Annotated in this window: 14 protein-coding genes; 9 read left to right on the top strand and 5 right to left on the bottom strand. The window is 63.3% G+C overall.

Going from position 1 to position 21,375, the window contains the following annotated elements; translation table 11 throughout:
• Positions 1 to 134: 134 nt before the first annotated feature.
• Positions 135 to 1,403: a hypothetical protein gene (locus DVDV_RS13165; protein ID WP_075355129.1), complete on the bottom strand. Its 1,269-nt coding sequence runs from the start codon at positions 1,401 to 1,403 to the stop codon at positions 135 to 137.
• A 266-nt stretch (positions 1,404 to 1,669) separates the two neighbouring features.
• Between DVDV_RS13165 and DVDV_RS13170 the strand changes: the two genes are divergently transcribed.
• Positions 1,670 to 5,359: a chemotaxis protein CheB gene (locus DVDV_RS13170; RefSeq protein ID WP_075355111.1), complete on the top strand. Its 3,690-nt coding sequence runs from the start codon at positions 1,670 to 1,672 to the stop codon at positions 5,357 to 5,359.
• 106 nt (positions 5,360 to 5,465) lie between these two features.
• Positions 5,466 to 8,135 carry a valine--tRNA ligase gene (locus DVDV_RS13175; RefSeq protein WP_075355112.1) on the top strand — a complete coding sequence of 890 codons (2,670 nt, stop codon included), beginning with the start codon at positions 5,466 to 5,468 and terminating at the stop codon, positions 8,133 to 8,135.
• Between the two features lie 207 nt (positions 8,136 to 8,342).
• On the opposite strand, the gene DVDV_RS13180 is transcribed toward DVDV_RS13175, so the two are convergent.
• The 4 genes from DVDV_RS13180 to glgP form a co-directional block, all read right to left on the bottom strand.
• Positions 8,343 to 8,744, bottom strand: coding sequence for a type II toxin-antitoxin system VapC family toxin (locus DVDV_RS13180; protein ID WP_075355113.1), 402 nt, complete (start codon positions 8,742 to 8,744; stop codon positions 8,343 to 8,345).
• Positions 8,744 to 8,974, bottom strand: coding sequence for an antitoxin (locus DVDV_RS13185; RefSeq protein WP_075355114.1), 231 nt, complete (start codon positions 8,972 to 8,974; stop codon positions 8,744 to 8,746). Before DVDV_RS13185 ends, DVDV_RS13180 begins: the two co-directional genes overlap by 1 nt.
• A 178-nt stretch (positions 8,975 to 9,152) precedes the next feature.
• Positions 9,153 to 11,324, bottom strand: a complete 2,172-nt coding sequence (locus DVDV_RS13190; RefSeq protein ID WP_075355115.1) for a methyl-accepting chemotaxis protein — start codon at positions 11,322 to 11,324, stop codon at positions 9,153 to 9,155.
• A gap of 732 nt (positions 11,325 to 12,056) precedes the next feature.
• Positions 12,057 to 14,627 (bottom strand): alpha-glucan family phosphorylase, encoded by a 2,571-nt coding sequence (gene glgP, locus DVDV_RS13195; RefSeq protein ID WP_075355116.1) that lies wholly within the window; start codon positions 14,625 to 14,627, stop codon positions 12,057 to 12,059.
• A 224-nt stretch (positions 14,628 to 14,851) separates the two neighbouring features.
• Between glgP and dut the strand changes: the two genes are divergently transcribed.
• The 7 genes from dut (at position 14,852) to DVDV_RS13230 (ending at position 21,373) form a co-directional block, all read left to right on the top strand.
• Entirely contained in the window at positions 14,852 to 15,316 is a 465-nt protein-coding gene (dut, locus tag DVDV_RS13200) for a dUTP diphosphatase (RefSeq protein WP_075355117.1), read from the top strand.
• A gap of 297 nt (positions 15,317 to 15,613) precedes the next feature.
• Positions 15,614 to 16,813 (top strand): aspartate aminotransferase family protein, encoded by a 1,200-nt coding sequence (locus DVDV_RS13205; protein WP_075355118.1) that lies wholly within the window; start codon positions 15,614 to 15,616, stop codon positions 16,811 to 16,813.
• A gap of 32 nt (positions 16,814 to 16,845) precedes the next feature.
• The gene (locus DVDV_RS13210; protein WP_075355119.1) at positions 16,846 to 17,040 is read left to right on the top strand and encodes a hypothetical protein; all 195 of its coding nucleotides are present in this window, start codon (positions 16,846 to 16,848) and stop codon (positions 17,038 to 17,040) included.
• A gap of 70 nt (positions 17,041 to 17,110) precedes the next feature.
• Positions 17,111 to 17,875 (top strand): ABC transporter ATP-binding protein, encoded by a 765-nt coding sequence (locus tag DVDV_RS13215; protein ID WP_075355120.1) that lies wholly within the window; start codon positions 17,111 to 17,113, stop codon positions 17,873 to 17,875.
• Between the two features lie 188 nt (positions 17,876 to 18,063).
• Positions 18,064 to 19,188 (top strand): branched-chain amino acid ABC transporter substrate-binding protein, encoded by a 1,125-nt coding sequence (locus tag DVDV_RS13220; protein WP_075355121.1) that lies wholly within the window; start codon positions 18,064 to 18,066, stop codon positions 19,186 to 19,188.
• A gap of 60 nt (positions 19,189 to 19,248) precedes the next feature.
• Complete coding sequence (locus DVDV_RS13225) at positions 19,249 to 20,166, top strand: branched-chain amino acid ABC transporter permease (RefSeq protein ID WP_075355122.1); 918 nt, start codon at positions 19,249 to 19,251, stop codon at positions 20,164 to 20,166.
• Entirely contained in the window at positions 20,150 to 21,373 is a 1,224-nt protein-coding gene (locus tag DVDV_RS13230) for a branched-chain amino acid ABC transporter permease (RefSeq protein ID WP_075355123.1), read from the top strand. Before DVDV_RS13225 ends, DVDV_RS13230 begins: the two co-directional genes overlap by 17 nt.
• The last annotated feature ends 2 nt before the right edge of the window (positions 21,374 to 21,375 follow it).

Below are 21,375 nucleotides of genomic sequence, written 5' to 3' on the forward strand. Positions count from 1 at the left end.
GGCTTGGCCCGAGGACAAAAGCGCCCCCCAAACAGGAGGGATACGGGGAAGAAAATCCCGGGGACCGCAGACCAGGTGGGGATTCCAAAGGGGCTCAGCCCCTTTGGCCGCCGGAGGCATCTTCTGCCTTCTACTCAGGCCAGCAGGCGCAGCAGCAGGCCGTCGAGGCGCTCGGCCAGCTCGCCGCAAAGCCCGCCGCCACCCGGGGATGCGCCAAAAAGTTCCCGCCGCTCGGCCGCCAGATTCGGCTCGACCCCGGCCCGGCGCTCCACCAGCGACAAGGTGATTTCCAGGCGCTGGGCCGGGAAAAACGTCTCCAGCCGGCGGGCAAAGCCCCCGGCCAGACGGGCGAACTCCGGCCCGGCCTGACGCCAGTAGGCAAGGGCCGCCTCAGTCGGGGGCAAGGCGGTTGCGCCGGCCAGCATGGCGGCCAGATTGGACAGGGAAAAGCCGGGCATTCCCGGCCGCCAGCCCAGCAGCCAGGCATTGCGCTGGAGCAGAAGCCGTGAATCGATGCCGGCGCTGATGACCGATTCCAGGTCGCGGCGCACCGCACCAAGATGCGGATCGGCAAAGCGCTCCGGCTCCCCGGCCGGGTTCCAGGCCGGAACCGCCTCCCCGGCAATGCCGGCATCAGGGGCAAACAGGCGCAGCAAATGGGCCAGCCAGACATTGGCCCGGGGCGAATCCGGCGTCTCCAGGTGGGCGTGGGACAGGACATAGCGCCCCCGGCCGAAATCGCCGGCAATGACGCAGGCCCCGCCGTCCAGGAATTCCGGGGTGAGCGTCAGCCCGAAACGCTCCTGGCAGGCCCCGAGCAAGGCCTGGGGCATGGCCCCCAGGGCGATGTCCGCCAGCATCAGGTCGGCTCCGGCCCCGGCATAGGACGCCACCACCGAAACAGCGTTCCCGGCCTCACCGGCCGCCCCGCCCTCTCCGGGCGGCGGCACGAAACCGGCCGGCCACCACACCGGCACCTCAATGTCCCGGGGCGCGGCCGCCGGGAAAAACGGCGTCCCCTCGGCCACGGCCAGCCGGACATGGCCGCTGACCAGATGCTCCAGCCGGTCGGCAAAGGGACGGCGCGTCCAGGAGCAAAGGCCCAGCCCCTCAGGATGGGTGAGCGCCAGGCCGCAGCCGCCGCACACGCCGAAATAGGTCCCGCCCCCGGCCACATAGCCACGGATGGCGGCCACGCCGGCCGGCCCCAGGGCGGCAAACTTGCGCCGGGCAAAACCGCCGGGGACGAGCAAGGCCCGGGGCGGAGCGCCGGCCAGCGCCCCGTCGGCCACGGCCGCGCAGGTCACCGGGGCAAAGTCCACGCCCAAGGCGGCCAGCCCCCGGCACAGAAGCAGCCCCCACAAATGGGAATGGTCCCACAACACGGCAAACGGCGCAGCCATGGCCATTTCCTACAGGCACAGCCGCCGCCCGGCAAGAAGCTCCTTGAATTCCAGGCGGCGGCGTTTTACTTGATGGGCTGAGGTTTGTCTGGAAACGTGGAGAGGGGAATGCCTCCGGCGGCCGGGGGCCTGAGGCCCCCGGACCCCCCAAATGGGGAAAGGGGACGGCGTTCCTGCGACAGGAGAGGAAGCCGGGCAAGACTGGTTCGGAACAATTTTTTATATATCAAAATTTTATTCGGCGACCAATGCCGCCAAGGTGACTGATGCCCAGCGAAACAGACGACATCCTCTCTGACAATCCGTCGCAGCCGGACACGGTCGAACCGGCCGAGGCGCGGCCCGCACCCCACTTCATCATCGGCATCGGCGCCTCGGCCGGCGGGTTCGAGGCCCTGGAACAGTTCTTTTCCGCCATGCCCGGCGACTGCGGAGCCAGCTTCGTGGTGGTCCAGCACCTCTCGCCCGACCACAAAAGCCTCATGGTGGAACTGCTCTCCAAGCACACCCCCATGCGGGTCTGCCAGGCCGAGGAAAACGCCCCGCTCATCCCGGACACCATCTACCTGATCCCGCCCAAGACCGTCATGACCGCAGCAAACGGCCGCCTCCATCTGGCCGCCCGGGAAGACCGCCCGGTCCCCAACTATCCCATTGATGTGTTCTTCAACTCCCTGGCCGAGAACTCAGGCGAAAAGGCTGTGGCCATCATCCTGTCCGGCACAGGCTCGGACGGGTCCCGGGGCATCCGGGCCATCAAGCAGGAAGGCGGCATGGTCATGGTCCAGGACGTGGACTCGGCCAAATTCGACGGGATGCCGCGAAACGCCATTGCCACCGGGTTGGCCGATTTCGTCATGCCCCCGTCCAGAATGCCGGAGGAACTGCTCAACTATCTGCGCCATCCCGTGGTCCAGGACACGCTGCGCAGCCAGACCGGGCTTCGCGAGGACGACGACCGGCTGCACCAGATCTATCTGGCGCTCAAGCAGCAGACCGGCGTGGATTTCACCCTGTACAAACAGTCCACGGTGCTGCGCCGGGTGGAACGCCGGCTCACCATCAATCACATCAACGGCCTGTCGGACTATGTGGCCTACCTCAACCAGACGCCTGAGGAAATAACGGCCCTTTATAATGACCTGCTCATTGGCGTGACCAATTTTTTCCGCGATCCCGAAGCCTTTGCCACCCTGACCGCCCGGGTGCTGCCCGAGATCTTCAAGGAACGGCGCACCACGCTTCGCATCTGGACCACGGGCTGCTCCACCGGCGAGGAGCCCTATTCCCTGGCCATGCTGGTCCGGGAATATATGGAAGCTGTGGGCGAAATCCGCGACGTCAAAATCTTCGCCACGGACATCGACCGCAACGCCCTGGAATTTGCCAGCAACGGCCTGTATCCGGAAAATATCGCCACGGACGTCTCCCGGGAGCGGCTGCAGAAATTTTTCGTGCACCGCGACGACGGCTACCAGATCATCAAACCCATCCGGGAAATGGTCATCTTCGCGGCCCACAACATCATCAAGGATCCGCCGTTTAACAAGATCGACCTCTTAAGCTGCCGCAATCTGCTCATTTACCTGCAGCCGACGTTGCAGCAAAAAGTCATGGCCTTTTTCAACTTCGCCTTGAACGAAAACGGCTTCCTCTTCCTCGGTTCCTCTGAGACCGTGGGCGGTTTTGCCAATTCCTTCAGCCTTGTCGACCCCAAATGGAAACTCTACCGTTCCCAGGGCAAGCACATTCCGCTCAATCTCGAAGGCTTCACCATTGCCCCGCCCCAGGTGCGCATCCCGGGCAAGCCGCGTCTGGCCGGGATGCGCCGGCGCGAGGATCTGGAAAGCCAGACCCTGGAAGCCCTGTTTGACGATCTGGTGGCCCGCTACCTGCCGCCAACCGTGGTGGTCGATGAAAACCACGACGTGGTCCACGTCATGGGCGAGGTGGACCGCTATCTCAAACTGCGGCCGGGCCGCACCAGCCTCGATGTGGCGGCGCTGTTGCGCCAGGATCTGGTCATTGCCGTGGAGACGGGCCTGAACAAGGCCTCCCGGGAAAACACCGAAGTCTTCTACAAGGACGTGCGCCTGGAAGAAGCCGGGGCCAGCCTGCGCCTGGACCTGGCCATCCGCCCCTTTGCCGGGCCCGGGTCCGGCACGCGGCTTTTTGCCCTGACCTTCCGGGAGAGCGAGGCCCCGGTGCCCGACACCCTGGCCGAACACTTCGACCTCGATGCCAAGGCCAGGCAGCGCATCATCGACCTGGAGAACGAACTCAAATACAACAGGGAAAACCTGCAGGCCACCATCGAAGAGGTGGAGACCACCAATGAGGAACTGCAGGCCACCAACGAGGAACTGCTCTCGGCCAACGAAGAGCTGCAATCCACCAACGAGGAACTCCAGTCGGTCAACGAGGAGTTGATCACGGTCAATGCCGAGTACCAGAACAAGATTCAGGAGCTGACCGACCTCAACAACGATGTCAACAACCTGCTTTCCTCCACCAGTATCGGCGTGCTGTTTCTCGACCGCGACCTGTGCGTGCGCAAGTTCACCGCGGCGGCCAAGGAGGAAATCAACCTCATGGATTTCGACATCGGCCGGCCGCTGTCCCATGTGTCGTTCAACTTCGCCTTTGACGGGCTGGTCGATGCAGCCGACCGGGTGCTCAAGACCCTGGCCCCTTTCCAGGCCGAAGTGGACAGCGCCCGCGGCCGTCGGCTGTTTTTACGCATCCTGCCCTATGTCACGGTGGACAATGTCATAAAGGGCGTGGTCCTGACCTTTGTCGACGTCACCGGCATCAAGCAGGCCGAGGCCAAGGTGCGAAAGCTCTCCCTGGCCGTGGAGGAAAGCCCGAGCATCGTGGTCATGACCGACCCGGCCGGCATCATCGAATACGTCAACCACGCCTTTACCCGGGTCACGGGCTACGCGGCCTCGGAGGCCGTGGGCCGGCGCTGCGCCCTGCTGGCTTCCGGGGAAACCCCGCCCGAGGTCAGCCGCAGCCTGTGGGACGCGGTCACCCAGGGCCGGGTGTGGCGCGGCAAGTTCCGCAATCGCCGCAAGAACGGGGAAATCTATTCCGAACAGGCCTGTGTCACCCCCATCCGCGACACCGGCGAAGCCATCGTCGGCTACCTCAAGATGGCCGAGGACATAAGCGCCCTCGAAGACAACGAGACCGCCCTTCGGGCCGAACGCGACCTCATCGCCCGCATCGCCGACACCTCGCCGGCGGCCATCACCGTGATCGCCCCGGACGGCCGGCTGACCTATGCCAGCCGGCGCTGCGAGGAGATTTTCGGCGTGGCCCGCGATGTCCTGCTCACCCGCTCCTTTGACGACGCGGCCTTTGCCCTCAAGGACGCCGACGGCCGGCCCGTGTCGCCGGACACGCTGCCCTTTTCCCTGGTCATGGCCCAGGGCGCGCCGGTCACCGACGTGCGCCACGCCATCCGCCGCCCGGACGGCAGCCTGGCCCGGCTGTCCATAAACGCCGCCCCCATGATCGACGCGTCCGGACGCATCACCGCCGTGGTCAGTTCCATCGAGGACATCACCGCCCGGGCCACTGCCGACCAGCGTTGCGACTTCATGGCTGCCGTGGTCGATTCCTCCCCCGACGCCGTGGTCGGCCTCGATCTTAGCGGGACCATCATCAGTTGGAACCGGGCCGCCATTCCCCTCTATGGCTACGAACCAGCCGAGGCCATCGGCCACAATGTGTCCATGCTCGTGCCTGAGGAAGCCCGGAGCCAGGTGCAGGGCATTCTGGCCCGCATCGGCCGGGGCGAGGACGTGCCTCCGTTTACGGCCCGACGGCAGCGCCGGGACGGCAGCGCCTTCACCGCCCGGCTCAAGGTCATCCCGGTGGTCTCGGACACCGGCACGGTGGTCGGAGCCACGGTCACCGTCCGGGAAACCGCCCCGGACGACGCCCTGTAAGCCGCCCCACGCCCGGCTTGGCCCCGGGTCGTGACATCGGGGCCGATCTTTTGTATCCAGGGCCGCTTGGCGGCGTATCGCGCCGCAGACCCCCAAGGAGCGCATAATGACCAGCGAGGCCCTTTCCAAGGGATATGAGCCGGCCGACGTCGAGGCCCGGTGGATTGCCTACTGGCAGGACGAAAAGACTTTCACCCCGGACCCCGACGGCCCGGGTGAGCCCTATTCCATTGTCATTCCGCCGCCCAACGTCACCGGCGCCCTGCACATGGGCCATGCCCTCAATATCACCATCCAGGACATCCTGTGCCGCTACCACCGCCAGAAGGGCCGCAAGGTGCTGTGGATCCCGGGCACCGACCATGCCGGCATCGCCACTCAGAACGTGGTGGAACGCTCCCTTGCCGCTGAAGGCTCGTCGCGCGAGGAACTCGGACGCGAGGCCTTTATCGAGCGCGTCTGGAAATGGCGCGAGGAGTACGGCGACAAAATTCTGAATCAGATCCGCCGCCTTGGCGCATCGGTCGACTGGAGCCGCGAGCGCTTCACCATGGACGAGGGCCTGTCCAAGGCCGTTCGCGAAGTGTTTGTGCGCCTCTACGATGAGGGCCTCATCTACCAGGGCGACTACATCATCAACTGGTGTCCGCGCTGCCACACCGCCCTGGCCGACCTGGAAGTGGAATACGCCCCGCACATCGGCAAGCTCTACCACATCCGCTACCCGGTCGAGGGCACGGACCAGTTCGTCACCGTGGCCACCACCCGACCCGAGACGCTTCTTGGCGACACGGCCGTGGCTGTGCACCCCGAAGACGAGCGCTACACCGACGTGGTCGGCAAGTTCGCCATCCTGCCCCTGGTTGGCCGGCGCATCCCGATCATTGCCGACGCCTATGTCGAGCGCGAATTCGGCACCGGCTGCCTGAAAGTCACCCCGGCCCACGACATGAACGACTTCGAGCTTGGCCGCAAACACGGCCTGGAGGCCATCGCCGTCCAGGACGAGGCCGGGCGCATCAATGAAAACGCCCCGGAAAAATATCGCGGCATGGACCGCACCGTGGCCCGCAAGGCCGTGGTCGAGGACCTCAAGGAATTAAAGCTCCTCGACGACATCCGCGACTACGAACACAATGTGGGCGAGTGCTACCGCTGCCGCACGGTCATCGAGCCCTTCGTTTCCAAGCAGTGGTTCGTCAAGACCAAGCCCCTGGCCCTGGCGGCCCGGGCGGCGGTGGAAGACGGCCGCACCGCCATCCTGCCGGACCAGTGGACCAAGACCTATTACGACTGGCTGGACAACATCCGCGACTGGTGCGTTTCCCGGCAGATCTGGTGGGGACACCGCATCCCGGCCTGGACCTGCGACGCCTGCGGCGAGCTGATCGTCTCGCGCGAGACCCCGACGGTCTGTCCGGCCTGCGGCGGGTCGCTGTTAACCCAGGACCCCGACGTCCTGGACACCTGGTTCTCCTCGGCCCTGTGGCCCTTCTCGACCTTTGGCTGGCCGGACAACACCAAGGAACTCAAGACCTTTTATCCCACCTCGGTGCTGAGCACCGCCTTTGACATCCTCTTTTTCTGGGTGGCCCGCATGATGATGATGGGCCTGCATTTCATGGGCGAGGTGCCTTTCAAGCACGTCTACATCCACGCCCTGGTGCGCGACGCCGAGGGCCGCAAGATGAGCAAGTCCCTTGGCAACGGCATCGACCCGCTGGCCATGATGGAACGCTACGGCACCGACGCCCTGCGCTTCACCCTGGCCGCCTTTGCCGCCATGGGCCGCGACATCAAGCTGGCCGAAGACCGCATCGAGGGCTACCGCCACTTCATCAACAAGCTCTGGAACGCGGCCCGCTTTGCCCTCATGCACGTGGGCGAGGGCGCGCCGGACATCACCCCGGCCGAGGCGGCCAGGGCCGGCCTGTGCCATGCCATGATCCTCTCGCGCCTGGAGCGGCTCAAGATCACCGTTTCCGGGGCCATCGAGGGCTACCAGTTCAACGAGGCGGCCCAGGAGCTCTACGGCTTCTTCTGGCGGGAATTTTGCGACTGGTACCTGGAAATGGCCAAGGTGGACCTCGGCGGCGACGACGAGGCCAAAAAGGGCGCGGCCAAGCGGGTGCTTTTAACCGTCCTGTCCGAAACGCTGACCCTCATGCATCCGATCATCCCCTTCGTCACCCAGGAGATCTGGAGCAAGCTGCCGGGCATTGCCGAACCGAATCTGGCCAAGGTGCCGTTCCCGCCGCTGCGGCCGGAACTGATCAGCGACGCGGCCGAGTCGGACATGGAGCTGTTGCGCTCCATCGTGGTCGGCGTGCGCAACATCCGGGCCGAGCTCAATATCAACCCGGGCGTGAAACTGACCGCCCTGGTGCACACCGAGTCTGCGGCCCAGGCGGCCTCGCTCACCGAGAATACGGCCATGATCAGCTTTTTGGCCAAGCTCGAGACCTTCCAGGCCGGCCCGGACGTGGTCGCCCCCAAGGCCTCGGCCTCGGCCGCTGCCGGCTCCTGCGCCCTTTACGTGCCGCTGTCCGGCGCTGTGGACTTCGACGTGGAGTATCTGCGTCTGTCCAAGGAAGAAGTGAAGACGGTCAAGGAACTGACCGTGGTGGAAAAAAAGCTTGGCAACGAGGATTTTGTCTCCCGCGCCCCGGCCGAAGTGGTGGCCAAGGAGCAGGAGAAGCAGGGGGCGCTCGGCGAACGCCTGGCCCGCCTGCGCGAGCTTAAAAATCGCATCAAGAAGCTGATGGCCGACGAATAGGGCCGGAAGCTTCCATTGGCTAAGAAGAAAGGGCGGTCCCGCGCGGGGCCGCCCTTTTGTGTTCATCCCCTGGCAACTCTGCTCTGTCAGACCGTATGGCCTGGATCGAAGCTGATTTTGAGCTTTGTCCCAGTGGCGAGGGCCTCTGTGCTTCCCCGCCTCAATGTTTCTATCATAAAGATATGTTGGCTGAATCGACTACCCGTCTCACCCCACCCAATTCTCGCACCGAAGCCCCGCAATCCGCGAAAATTCGCGCATGTTGTTCGTTACCAGCACCAACCCGCTTGCCAGGGCCTGGGCAGCGATGAGCATGTCCATACTGCCGATGACCTCGCCGCGCCGCTCCAAGTCCGCCCGCAGCGTACCGTAGCAGGCGGCTGCGGTTGCGTCGAAGGGCACGATCTCCAGCGGCAGGAGCAGCGCCTGCAAGGCGGCCGCGTTCTTCTCGCGGGCGGCCGACTTGGCCACGCCGTATTCCAGTTCCGCCACCGTGATCGACGACAGGCGCATGTCGCCGTAGGCGAGCTTGGCAAAACGCTCGCGCACCTGCGGCGGCCGGTGCTTGATCAGATAGATGCAGATGTTGGTGTCGAGCAGATAGGCCATTAGAGCTGCTCTTCCCGATCCTGCACGGCGGGTTGGTCGCGCTCCTCCATGAAATCCGGACTGAACTGCGCAAGCGCCTCGAAAAAGCCGTCAAAAGGCGCGCCCTTGGGCAGCAGCACCACAGCCTTGCCCACCCGCTTGATGACGACCGAATCCCCTTCGAAACGGAATTCCTTGGGCAGACGCACCGCCTGGCTGCGCCCGTTGGTAAAAAGCTTGGCTTCCTGCATGGGACCCTCCGATATCTATCATTGATATATACCACCCGGCAGCGTTGTCAACCGCAGTCCCCCCTCTGCCAACAAACGCCCTCCGCCCACACCATTAAAAAAAGGCGGTCCCTCGCGGGGCCGCCCTTTTCGCTCGTCGTGGCGCAAATATTCCACCCGCACCGTTGAAAAGAAAAGATCAGGACGAAAGGGCGCGTTTGCGGCCCCGGCCGGGGGCTGCCGTCTCTTCGCCGCGCATCTCGCTTATAAGCTGCGTCAGCACGCCGGACTGGGAGGCCACTTCGGTGACGGCCTGGGCCGATTGGCGCATGCCGTCCGAGGATTCCATGGAGATGCGGTTGATCTCCTCGATACTGCGGTTGATCTCTTCGCTGGTGGCCGACTGCTGCTCGGAAGCCGTGGCAATGGACTGAATCTGGCTGGCAACCATGTCGGCCAGGGTGACGATCTCGTTGAGCGCATCGCCGGACTCGCCGGCCAAGCGGTTGGTCTGCTCGATGACTTCCACGGTCTTGCGGACGTTTTGCACGTTGTCCGTGGTCCCCTGCTGGATGCCGGTCACGGCTTCGCCGACCTCGCGGGTGGCGCTCATGGTCTTTTCGGCCAGCTTGCGAACCTCGTCGGCCACGACGGCAAACCCGCGCCCGGCCTCGCCGGCCCGGGCGGCCTCGATGGCGGCGTTTAAGGCCAGCAGGTTGGTCTGGTCGGCAATATCGGAAATGACCCCCATGATGGCCCCGATCCCCTTGGCCCGCTCACCGAGCTGCTCCATGTCCCGCTGCAACCCCTGGGCATGGGTCTGGACCTGGGCAATGCCGCTGACGACCCCGTCCACGACGGATTTGCCGGTGACCGCCTTGGCCTTGGCCTGATCAGCCGTGCTGGCGGCCAGAGAGGCGTTTCTGGCCACTTCCATGACCGTGGAATTCATCTCCTCCATGGCGGTGGCGGTTTCCGCCGCCCGCTGGGACTGCACGCCCGCCCCCTGGCTGGCCTGCTCGATCTGGGCCGACAGCTCTTCCGTGGCCGAAGCCGTGGCCTGGGCCACCTCCTGGAGCGTGCCGGCTGCGGTCAGCATGGCGTCGCGCTGGGCCAGGGCCTCGCGCTGGGCTTCTTCGGCCTGGGCCATGGCCTGCTGCGCCCGCTGGGCTTCGTTTGCCGCCTCGGCAGACCGCTCGTTGGCCTCCTGGATACGCGCCTTAAGATTTTTGACCATGGTGCGCAGACTGTCGGCCAGCCTGCCCACCTCGTCTCCCTGGTGCACGGCCAATTCGTCGTCGAGGTTGCCGCCGGCCACCTTGTTGGCAAAATCCATGCTCGCATGGACCGGCCGGGTGATGGCCCGGGTCAGGTAGACGGCCACGGCGATACAAAGCGCCAAGGCTGCGGCCAGACCGCCCAGCATGACCGTGGAGGCTGTGGTCAGGTTGTGAACGGCCTCCTGGGACAGCTCTTTGGTGTGCGCCATGCCGGCAGCGGCCATTTCCGTTGCTCCGGCCAGGACGTTGTCAGCCGTTTTATTGCGTTTGGCATCAAGTTCCGTAAGCGCGGCCATGACGGTGTCAAACGTGGTGATTGCCGCCTTGTACTGGGCCAGGCCATGGCGCACGTCCTCCTGTTCCTTCTTGTCCTCCGCTTTGGTCGTAACGGCGGCCAGACGGACGAGGATGGGCTCAGCCTTGGCGAACAAGCCGAGCGCTTCCTGACGCAGAGCGCGGTCGCCCGTGGCTTGGGCCTTGAAGTTGCGCACCCGAATTTCATAGCCGATGGCCAATATTTCATTGATATTATTAACCTTTCCGAGCCGTTCAGCCAGAACCTCCGGCTCGAGATCCGCGAGGATTTCCTCTCCGAATTTCTTTTTCTGGGCTTCCAGAAGCTGTACGCCGCTCTCCATGAGCTCAGTTGCGGCTATGTCCATGGCCTTGCGGGCCTCGGCCAGAGCCTGGATATTTTTTTCCGTCTCATCGGCCAGGGCGAAATAGGTCGTGGCCCCCTCCTTGATTTTGGGCAAATCCACCTTGAGGCGGGTCAGGCCGGGGTATTTGAGGGAAAGTGCCTGGGCCTGGTCCAGGGCTTGGCGCACGTGCTCAATCTCGGTTTTGGCCTGATCGCGATAGCGCTGTTCCAGGGTCATGGCATAGCCGCGCATGGCGAAGAGTGTTTTCAAGGAGGCGCGCTCAATTGCATTGGCCACGTCTGTTTCCGGGACATACTGTTCCGCCAGCGCGGCAGAGGATGTCCTGACATGTTGCATACTGAAAACACCCATCAGACCGAGAGCCATGGCGACCACGATGAGACAGGCAAAACCGGCACCGATTTTGACCCCGAGCTTCCAATTTTTCACGCGCAATACCTCCTTTATCGCTGTTACTATGGCATTAAAATTGTCATCCGTTGGGAGCGATCAAAAAAACCATGCAATATCTTCCAACATACGGCGGACAACACACCAACTCCCTTGGCAAGGACACCGAACAATGTAGCCTCGGAAATCAATATACTGGCAAATTTTACACAAATATACAACTCAGAATAAAATTATAACTAGAACCAAAATCTGCGGAGCAGTGCCGGACAATGATTTTGGAAGACATAATTCGACAACAGGACGATATATCCTGCTTCCCGGCATTGTTTGTCCCCAACACGTTTCCAGACCTGACCATTTACGGAATTGCTGAGAGGCTGCAACGCTGGAAAGCTACATTAATAGACTTCCACTTTGCAACAAAATTCCGTGTGCCTTCGAACCAACGTCCGGGGTGCATCAGAACACGTAAAGGTGCCAGGGTTCGCCCTGCAGTTCGGAGTCTGACAGCCGGCGGCCTCCCACTGAAGGTGCAACCAGGGGAACCTTGCGGCCAAGGGGCGGACAAGGGCGCACACCCCGGGGACGGGCAACCTCCCGGCGGCAGAGAAAACAAAATACCGCCATCCCCGCCCTCCCGGCCGGGCCGCACAATGCGGCCGTCGCTCCTGCGCTAAAAAACGCAGAGCGCGGTCCTCCCCATCCGAGGAAGCCCGCGCTCTGCGTATCTGCGGGGAGCCCCCCCCCGACCCTGTGCCGACGCTTCGCCTACACGTTTTGCGCCCAGCGGATCAGGCCCAGGCTGTGGGAGTCGAGCAGCAGCGGATGGTGCGGCAGGATGCGTACGGTAAATCCGAAACGGCCGGCTTCGGCCGGGCACATCTCGCCCATGTAGACATGCCAGCCATCGGGGGTGGTCTCCACCGGCCGCATGGCCACGGTCTCGCGCTGGGCGAACTTGCCTTCGTAGTCCAGCCGGCCGGCGTAGATCTGCACTTCCACGTCCTGGGGCCGGATGCCGTTTAACTGCACCTCGGCCGTGACGCGCACGGGTTCACCGACATGGAGCTGTTCGGGATCGCCGGCCCGGATGTTGCGGATGTCCAGATTACCCCACTTGGTCATCATGTCCATACGCCAGGAAGCCAGGTCCTTGGCTGCGGCGCATTCCTCGCGGGTCAGGCGGTTGTAGTTCTCAAGGGCCGGCCCGTAGGCAATGCGGGCATAGTCCTCCACCATGCGGTGGGAGTTGTAGACCGGCGTGAGCTGGCAAATGGAATCCTTCATCTTGCGAATCCAATTGCGCGGCAGATTGCCGTGGCCCCGCTCGTAAAAGGTCGGGATGATCTCGTTTTCCAGGATGTTGTAGAGGGTTTGGCTCTCCACGAAATCCTGGTATCCGGCGTCCTCGTATTCCTCGCCCATGCCGATGGCCCAACCCACGCTGTTGTCGGGCTTCCAGGCCTCGGCCCACCAGCCGTCCAGAGTGGACAGGTTGAGCACACCATTGCACATGGCCTTCATGCCGCTGGTGCCGCAGGCTTCAAGGGGCCGGCGCGGGGTATTGAGCCACACGTCCACGCCCTGCACCAGATAGCTGGCGATCTCCATGTCGTAGTCTTCGAGGAAGACCATGTTGTAGCGGCACGGGGCCGTGCCGCACAACTGCACCAGATCCTGGATCAGGCGCTTGCCTTCGTTGTCGTGGGGATGGGCCTTGCCGGCGAAAACGAACTGCACGGGCCGGTCGGCGTTGGAAATGATGCGGATCAGGCGCTCCTTGTCCTGGAGCAGCATGTTGGCCCGCTTGTAGGTGGCAAAACGCCGGGCGAACCCGATGGTCAGCGCCTGGGGATCAAGCACTTCCTCGGCATTTTGCAGCTCGATGCTCTTGGCGCCGCGGGCCAGCAACTGGTCGCGCAGCCGCTCGCGCACATAGCCGACCAGCCGTTCGCGCAGGCGTTCGTGGGTGCGCCACAACTCGGCGTCGGAAATCAGATGGGCCTGGGAAAAGACGCGGCTGGTGTCCGGATCCTCGCGCCAGTTGGCCCCGAGGTAGCGGTCATAGAGCGCGGCCAGATCCTGGGCCACCCAGGTCGGCACGTGCACCCCGTTGGTGATGGCCCCGATGGGCACGTCTTCCACGGGATACTGGGTCCAGACCCGGTTCCACATCTTGCGCGACACCACGCCGTGAAGCTGCGACACGCCGTTATTGAAGCGCGAGAGCTTAAGGGCCAGCACCGTCATGCAGAAATGCTCGGTGTCGTTTCGCGGGTCTTCCCGGCCCAGGGCGAGGAGCACCTTGAAGGCCAACCCGAGCCGCTTGGCATAGTCCTCGAAATAGGCCTGGATCAGGTCCGGCGGGAACCGGTCGTTGCCGGCCGGCACCGGCGTGTGGGTGGTGAAAATGGAGCTCGACGCCACGAGCTCCATGGCCGCCTCAAAGGACAGCTGATGCTTGTCCATGAAATTGGCGATGCGCTCCAACCCGGCAAAGGCCGAATGGCCTTCGTTCATGTGGATGACCTTGGGCTTTAACCCCAGGGCTTCCAAGGCCCGGACGCCGCCGATGCCAAGCAGGTATTCCTGGCGCACCCGGGTTTCCAGATCGCCGCCGTAGAGGCGGTTGGTGAGCTGGCGGGTGGCCGGCTGGTTTTCCGGCACATTGGTGTCCATGAGATAGAGCGACACCCGCCCGACCTGCGCCTTCCAGATCTGGGCCGTGACGCGCTCGCCCTTGAGATCGACAGTGACCAGAATCCGTTCGCCGGCGGCGTCCTTGCACAAGGTCAGCGGCATCTGCTCGAAATCGTAAATGGGATAGCGTTCCTGCTGCCAGCCGTCTGGCGTCAGATACTGGCGGAAAAAGCCCTGCTGGTAGCACAACCCGATGCCGACCAGCGGCACGCACAGGTCGCTGGCCGATTTGAGATGGTCGCCGGCCAGGATGCCAAGGCCCCCGGAATAGATGGGCAGGCTCTGGCTTATGCCGTATTCCAGGCTGAAATAGGCCACCACCAGCGAACCGTCGCGCTCGGGGAACGGGATCGAGGCGGTTTTGCGGGACAGATAGGTGGCCAGGCTCTGGCGCAGATCAGCCAGCCGTTCGACGAAAAATTCGTCTTCGGCCAGGGTCTCCAGCGTCTTTTGCGGCAGACGGTTAAGGAAGCACACCGGATTGCCGTAGCACTCGCGCCACAGCCGCCGGTCCACCTGGGCAAACAGCGACACAATTTCATCGTTCCAGGAAAAAAGCAGATTATAGGCCAAATCCCAAAGCGGTTTGAGCTTTTCCGGCAGTTTCGGCACAACGCTGTAGACACGTAACGGCTGCATACGTTCCCCTTTTTCAGTCCGGCCGTAACGGAACATGCCGTCCGGCCAACTTCTCGCCAGCATCTATCCACAAGGCCCTGCAAAAGGCAAGGCCGGCCGGAAAACGTCACCACCTTGACACCAGCTCTTAAAAATACTTGTATTTCAGTCAATTAAAAAGCATTTACAAAATTGCCCAAAGGGGTAGTTTTACGCCCCTGATTTGTCTTTGCGGAGGTGTGCCCATGACCGGCCAAACAACTGCTCTCCATATCAAATTCCTCCGGGAATCCAGCCGCAACAACCCGCCCGCCGTGGCCACTCCCGGCTCGGCCGGACTCGACCTGCGGGCCGACATCGAAACCGAGTCCCTGACCATCGCCCCGGGCGGCCGCGCCCCGGTGCCCACCGGCATCGCCATCGCCATCCAGACGCCCGGCATCGCCGGCTTCATCTATTCCCGCTCCGGCCTTGGGGCCAAACACGGCCTTACCGTGGCCCAGGGCGTGGGCGTCATCGACCCGGACTACCGGGGCGAAATCATCGTCTGGCTGCTCAATACCTCCCAGGAACCCAAAACCATCAGCCGCCACGAACGCATCGCCCAACTCGTCCTGGCCCCCATCGTGCGGCCCAGCATCACGCCCGTCGACGACCTCGACGACACCAGCCGGGGCGACGGCGGCTTCGGGCATACCGGAAAAGCGTAGGGGGAGAGACGGGAAGATGCCTCCGGCGGCCGGGGGGATGATCCCCCGGACCCCTCAATAGCGGTATCAGGATTTCGGCTGGCCCGGCTGTCGCGGGGCGACAACCGGGCCAGCCGAAATCCTGATACCGCAAGGGCCTCGCCCTTCGGGCGAATAGAACTCGTTGGGACAAGGCAACACGCCACCCCTTAAAAGTTTTTGGGGAAGGTGGGGGTCTGGGGGAGGAAACCCCTTTTTCAAAAAGGGGTTTCCTCCCCCAGGAACCTACTATCCATCCACCCATAAAGGAGAATCGCGATGAGTGAAGCGTTCGACGCGCTGCGGGCGCGGGAGCAGGCATCCGTCATGAGCACCTATGGCCGGTATCCGATGGCCGTGGCCTCGGCCGACGGCTGCCGTCTGCGCGATCTCGACGGCCGTGAACACACCGACCTGCTGGCCGGCATTGCCGTGTGCAATCTGGGGCATTGCCATCCCGAGGTGGCCGACGTTATTGCCGCCAAGGCCCGCGAACTGGTGCATGTGAGCAATCTTTTCTACCAGCGCGAGCAGGTGGAGCTGGCCGAAGCCCTGTTGGCCACCTGCCACATGGGCAAGGTCTTTTTTTGCAACTCCGGGGCCGAGGCCAACGAGGGCGCGATCAAACTGGCCAGGCGGTACATGCGCACGGTCAAAAACCGCGACGCCTATGAAATCGTCACGTTGACCGGCTCGTTTCACGGCCGCACCCTGGCGACGCTGACCGCCACCGGCCAGGACAAGATCAAGTTCGGCTTCGATCCCCTGCCCGAAGGTTTCGTCACCGTGCCGGCCGGCGACATCGGGGCCATGCGCGCCGCGGTCGGCGAATGCACGGCCGCGGTGCTCCTGGAGTGCATCCAGGGCGAGGGCGGCGTGAAGCCGTTCCCCCGGGAATACCTCGAAGCCGTGGCAAAGCTTTGCCGCGAGCGCGACGTGCTCTTTATGATCGACGAGGTCCAGACCGGCATGTGCCGCACGGGCAGATTCTGGGCCTTCCAGAACTACGGCCTGACTCCGGACGTCTTTACCTGTTCCAAGGCCCTGGCCAACGGGCTGCCCATGGGTGCGGTGCTGGCCACCGACGCGGTTGCCGCCGGCTTTGTGCCGGGTTCCCATGCCACCACCTTTGGCGGCGGGGCGCTGGTGTCCTCGGCGGCCTTAAAGACCATCGAGATCATGAACCGCGACAAGATTGCCGAACGGGCCGAGCGCATGGGTGATTTTGCCATGGCCCTTTTTGGCGAACTGAAAGACCGGTTTCCGGACAAGATTGCCGATGTGCGCGGCATGGGGCTGATGCTTGGCATCGAGCTGGCCTTCCCCGGGATTGACGTCTGGAAGGCGCTCATGGGCCGTGGCTTTGTCCTCAACCTGACCCAGGACACGGTGTTGCGGCTTCTGCCGCCGCTGGTCATCGAGCAGGAGGACCTCAAACGGTTTTCCGAGGCGTTGGGACAGGTGTTGGCTGCGGTCTGAGCGGTCGTACCGAATAGGCGACAGGGCCGGGAATGCCGCGAGGCGTTCCCGGCCCGGTCTTTTTGGCGGCTCAGGTGGCGATGCGGAAAAAGGCGATGGCCTGGCGCAACTGGTCGGCGTGGCTGGACAGTTTTGCAGCACTGGAAATCCTGCTTTCCGGCTCCGGCGTGCGGCTTTACAACGTCCATGCCCTTGGCAAGGCACTTCGGACACCTCCGCTGCAGTAATTCAAGACCTTGTCGCCCTTGAAAAATTCCCCTTTTTTTTCGTCGGGATTTTTCGTATACGAACAATCCCATGGCCCACTTGTGTCTTTCCGATGTCAGCGTCCACTTCGGCGGGCTGCAAGCCCTTACGGAAGTGAGTTTCGATCTGCGCCCCGGCGAGATCGTCAGCCTTATTGGCCCCAACGGGGCCGGCAAAACCACAATTTTTAACGTCATCACCGGGGTCTACCGCATTTCCGGCGGCTCGGTGACCTATGACGAACGGCCCCTTTCCGGGCTTCGCCCGCATCACATCCTGGCCCGGGGCATTGCCAGAACATTCCAGAATATCAGGCTTTTTACCGCCATGACCGCGCTTGAAAACGTCATGGTGGCCCGGCATTGCCGCAGCCGCGCCGGCGTGTTCGGCTCGGTCCTGCGCACCCGGCGGCAACGGGCCGAGGAACGCGACCTGCGCGACCGGGCCATGGCCGCCCTGGTGTTTGCCGGCCTGGGCGAATTCGCCCATGCCGTGGCCAAGAACCTGCCCTACGGCCTGCAGCGCCGCCTGGAAATCGCCCGGGCCCTTGGCTCCGACCCCAAGACCATTTTGCTCGACGAACCGGCCGCCGGCCTCAATCCGTCGGAAAGCCGCGAACTGATGGCCATGATCCAACGCATTGCCGCCACCGGCATCAACGTGCTGTTGGTCGAGCACGACATGAGCGTGGTCATGAACGTCAGCCATCGGCTGGTGGTCCTCGACCACGGCGTGTGCATCTGCCAGGGCACACCCGAGGAAGTCCGGTCCAATCCGACCGTGATCGAGGCCTATCTCGGCTCCGATATCGACTAGTCCGCGTTCACAACAAACATTTATGCTAGTTGTGAATAAAAATTATAAGTCCCCTGTGTTGCGGCTTGGCAGGCCCTCGCGGAAATGATCGCCCGCAACACGCGTTTCCCGTGCCGCGAAAACGCCCACGCTGGCCGCAACCTCGCGGCGGGAGGGGCGACACCATGAAGGAAGGAGGTTTGCGGACCATGAAAGCCAGAAGCATCATCCTCGCACTCGTCGCCGTATGCCTGATGGCCGGCACGGCCACGGCTGCCACCCTGAAAATCGGCAGCCTAAGCCCGCTGACCGGCTCCTACGCCGCCGACGGCAACGACATTGCCAACGGCACCCGGGCTGCCATTGCCGCCATTGAAAAAGACGGCGGCATTCCCGGCTTCGACAAGATCGAGCTGTTTGCCGAAGACGATGCCTGCGATCCCCGGCAAGCCGTGGCCGCGGCCAACAAGCTGGTCAACGAGAAGGTCGTCGGCGTCGTCGGCGCCTATTGCTCCTCGGCCACCATCCCGGCCTCGGAAGCCCTGGCCGAAGCCGACATCCCCATGCTGACCCCGGCCTCCACCTCGGAAAAAGTCACCGAGCGCGGCCTGCCCTACATGTTCCGCGTCTGCGGCCGCGACGACGACCAGTCCATTGCCGCCATGAAGTTCATCAAGGACGTGCAAAAGGCCAAGACCATCTACATCGTCGACGACAAGACCACCTATTCCCAGGGTCTGGCCGACAACGTCGAGAAGCTGGCTGCCAAGGAAGGCGTCAAGGTCATTGCCCATGACCACGTCAACCAGGGCGACAAGGACTTCTCCGCCGTTTTGACCAAGATCAAGGACGCCAAGCCCGACGTTTTGTACATGAGCCTGCAGAACTCCGCTTCCGGCGCGCTCATGCTCATCCAGGCCAAGCGCACCGGCGTCACCGCCGCCATCATCGGCCAGGATGCCGTCTACCATCCCCAGCTCATGGAAATCGCCAAGGACGCCGCCGAAGGCATGTACCTGACCTTTGGCTACATCGACGAGACCACCCCGTCGTACAAGAAATTCCAGGCCGCCTACGAGAAGTTCGGCAAGCCCGGGGCCTACTCGGCCTATGCCTACGACGCCGCCTATTCGCTGCTTTCCGCCATCAAGGCCGCCAAGAGCACCGATCCGGCCAAGATCAAGGCCGAACTGGTCAAGACCGAGATGCAGGGCGCGTCCAAGAAGATCAAGTTCGAAGCCAACGGCGAGTCCGGCTCCAACTACATCATCCGTGTGGTCAAAGACGGCCAGTTCGCCAACTTCTGGGACCCCCAGACCGGCAAAAAGTACTAACCCAACGCATCCTCAAGCAGGGGGGAGGACCGCCCTCCCCCCACCCGGCGGCACCGACCCATGGATTATCTTTTCCAGCAGCTCATAAACGGCCTGACCCTTGGCGGCGTCTATGCCCTGGTGGCCCTTGGCTACACCATGGTCTACGGCATCATCTCGCTCATTAACTTCGCCCATGGCGAGATCTTTGCCGCCGGCGGCTACCTCGGCGTCATCCTCTTAAGCTACATGGCCTCCCAGGGCCTCATGGACAGCCACCCCTGGTTCGGGCTGGCCTTTGCCCTGATCCTGGCCATGGGCTACTGCGCCATGCTGGCCATGGCCGTGGAAAAGGTGGCCTACAAGCCGCTGCGCTCTTCCTCGCGCCTGTCGGTCCTGCTCTCGGCCCTGGGCATGTCAATCTTCCTGCAAAACGGCCTGATGCTCACCCAGGGCGTCTACGACAAGGCCTATCCCACGGAATTTACCCACGGCGGCTTCGAGTGGCTCGGCGTGCGCGTCAGCTTCATGCAGATCGGCATCCTGGCCGTCACCGGCCTGCTCCTCGTCCTGCTCAACGCCCTGGTCTTTAAGACCCGCATCGGCAAGGCCATGCGGGCCACCTCCCAGGACAAGGTCATGTCCGCCCTGGTCGGCATCCATTCCGACAAGGTCATCAGCACCACCTTTGCCATCGGCGCGGCCCTGGCTGCCGCCGCCGGCATCATGGTGGGCCTGTACTACGGCTCGGTGCGCTACGACATGGGCTTTGTCCCCGGCATCAAGGCCTTTGCCGCCGCCGTCCTTGGCGGCATCGGCAACATCACCGGAGCCATGATCGGCGGCCTCATTATCGGCATGGTGGAGATCCTGGCCGCCGCCTACATCCCCCACGGCGGCGAATACAAAGACGTCTTCGCCTTCGTCATCCTGATCGGGGTGCTCTATTTCATGCCCACCGGCATCATGGGAGAGAACGTCGATGACACGCGGGTCTAGGAAATCCTGGCAGTATTTCGGCCTGGGCCTAGCCTGGTTTTTTCTCCTGCTCTGGCCGCTTATGGGCATTCGCGATGGCCAGTTCCACTTTGCCGACGCCTTTGCCGTCTGGCTGCGGGTGGCTGTTGCCGCAACCATCTGCTTTTCGCTCTACCGCCTGGGCAAGGCCGGCCGCCTGGACGGGGTGTTAAACCCGCTGGGCGCCGCCCGCGACGCCGTGGGAGTCGCCCTGGGCCGGGCTCCCCGCTGGATGCTGCTCGTGCCCCTGGCCGCCTTTGCCCTGAGCTATCCCATGCTCACCAACCGCTATGCCCAGGATGTGGCCATCAACGTCCTGGTCTATATCTGTCTGGGCCTGGGCCTTAACGTGGTCGTCGGGCTGTGCGGCCTGCTCGACCTCGGCTACATCGCCTTTTATGGCGTCGGGGCCTACACCTACGCCCTGCTCTCCATCCACTATTCCGTGCCGTTTTGGCTGTGCCTGCCCATCTGCGCCGCCTTTGCCGCCATTGCCGGCTGCCTGATCGGCTACCCGACGCTGCGGATGCGCGGCGATTATCTGGCCATTGTCACCCTGGGGTTTGGCGAGATCGTGCGCATCGTGATCAACAACTGGATGGCGCTGACCGGCGGTCCCAACGGGCTCCTTGGCATCAAGTCCCCGGGCATCTACCTGCCGCAGTTTGCCGACGGCTCGTTTTCCTTGGAATATCTGGTCCTGCGCAAGCTCGAATACCTCTACTACATCATCCTGGCCTTGGCCGTGTTCACCATCATTGCCGTCTACCGCATCAATTTTTCCCGCATCGGCCGGGCCTTCGAGGCCATCCGCGAGGATGAGACGGCGGCCGAACTCATGGGCGTGGACACGTTTCGCTTCAAGCTGCTGGCCTATGCCCTGGGCGCGGTGTTCGGCGGACTGGCCGGGGCCTTTTTCGCGGCCCGGATGCGCTTTGTCAGCCCCGAGAGCTTCACCTTCATCGAGTCGGCCATGGTGCTGGCCATGGTGGTGCTTGGCGGCATGGGCTCGATTCCCGGGGTCATCCTGGGCGCCCTGGCCCTGGTCGCCCTGCCGGAAATGTTCCGGGGCTTCGAACTGTACCGCATGTTGGCCTTTGGCGGGGCCATGGCCGTCATGATGCTGGTGCGCCCGGCCGGCCTGTGGCCGGCGGCGCGGCTTGGCAAACGTTCTGACGATACGGAGTAGTT

Source organism: Desulfovibrio sp. DV, from assembly GCF_001936595.1.
In the GTDB taxonomy this organism is placed as follows: domain Bacteria; phylum Desulfobacterota; class Desulfovibrionia; order Desulfovibrionales; family Desulfovibrionaceae; genus Solidesulfovibrio.